The organism is Prevotella conceptionensis 9403948 (assembly GCF_000312305.1).
GTDB classification, from domain to species: Bacteria; Bacteroidota; Bacteroidia; order Bacteroidales; family Bacteroidaceae; genus Prevotella; species Prevotella conceptionensis.
In genome coordinates this window covers 1-1076 of record NZ_HE999487.1, presented here as the reverse complement: position 1 = coordinate 1076, position 1076 = coordinate 1, and the positions used below count along the sequence as shown (strand labels likewise).

Genomic DNA, 1076 nt, shown 5'->3' with positions numbered 1-1076 from the left:
AGCGGTCGGCAAATCTGCCGACCGCTTTGCTCCGTCCGTTCTTCTTGAGTGGTTATTCGTCCCGTCCTTACTTCGGGGTGCATGGAGAAAGCCCAATTGATTTCCTCATCAGGAAGAGTGCTGTGAACGTTTCCGCCCATTACCAATCCGCAATCCTGAATGACCTTTTGCCGTGCTTCCTCCTCGCTTTCGGCAACGACTTCAAACACTCCCTCGAAAACATACTGCGTCCGTACTCTGTAAACTCTCTTTTTCATATTCTCAAAATTCAACCTTTAATAATCTGTGTTCCATTGGTTCTCCATTGGATAACCTGCGGTGGGTAAGCCAAAAATGATGTGTGCCGTAACCATAGGCAAAGAACTTGTTGAGTTCCGTTTCTTCGGCTATCCGCTTGACGGCTGCCCTCAGTTCCTCCTCATTGGCGGATAAGGTAATGGCATTGATTACCCTTACAAGGATATGGGGTATCTCGTCCGCCCAGTTGCATACGATGCTTTCTATTTCTGCTTTCATATCTGTGATGTTTTGGTGATTGTTGCTTATGCTGTCGCTCTCATTCTCTGCCTAATCAATTTGCAATTGGCATTGACAAGGCTCACTATTTGGTCGTGATATTCCGTATTCTTGTTGCACACGCCACGACTTTGCACCACTTTGAGCGTGTCCAAATTAACCTCAATCGTTTCTATCCGTCTACCCTCAATGGTCGCCGAAAGGATAAGCGAGTTCTCTTTGAGATAGTAGGCATTGTCGAACACACAATGGTGCATTGCCACACCCTCATCCAAATGTTCCTGAACGCTCTCCAAAACGTGGACTTGGATTGTGCCATCCGTGAATGAGATACCGAAGAACTTTGATTTGAGTTCGTGGAAACGCTTTTCATCCTCCATTGCCTTTTTGCGTTTCTTCTCCTTTTCTTCCTTTTCCCTTTGTCTGCGGAGTTCGTTTTGTCTTAGGTCGTGTTCCCTATGCAGGTCGGTGGGGCAAACATACTTGGGGCTGTGTATGTCCTTGCCCAATCTGCGGAGCATATCCACATAGTCGCACCAAATTGAAATGTCCTCTATGTC

General features: G+C 46.7%; 3 protein-coding genes. All 3 read right to left on the bottom strand.

What is annotated here, in order from left to right; all coding sequences use genetic code 11:
• A partial coding sequence (locus BN93_RS15850) for a hypothetical protein (protein ID WP_019189258.1) occupies positions 1 to 257 on the bottom strand: 257 nt, incomplete at its 3' end.
• Between the two features lie 4 nt (positions 258 to 261).
• A complete protein-coding gene (locus BN93_RS15845) occupies positions 262 to 516 on the bottom strand; it encodes a hypothetical protein (RefSeq protein WP_019189257.1) in 255 nt (84 codons plus the stop codon).
• 26 nt (positions 517 to 542) lie between these two features.
• Positions 543 to 1076: PcfJ domain-containing protein (locus tag BN93_RS15840; RefSeq protein WP_019189256.1), on the bottom strand; the 534-nt coding region annotated here is incomplete at its 5' end.

Coding starts and splice junctions, on each gene's coding strand:
- BN93_RS15845 (WP_019189257.1), bottom strand. CDS start 516: ATGAAAGCAGAAATAGAAAGCATCGTATGCAACTGGGCGGACGAGATA.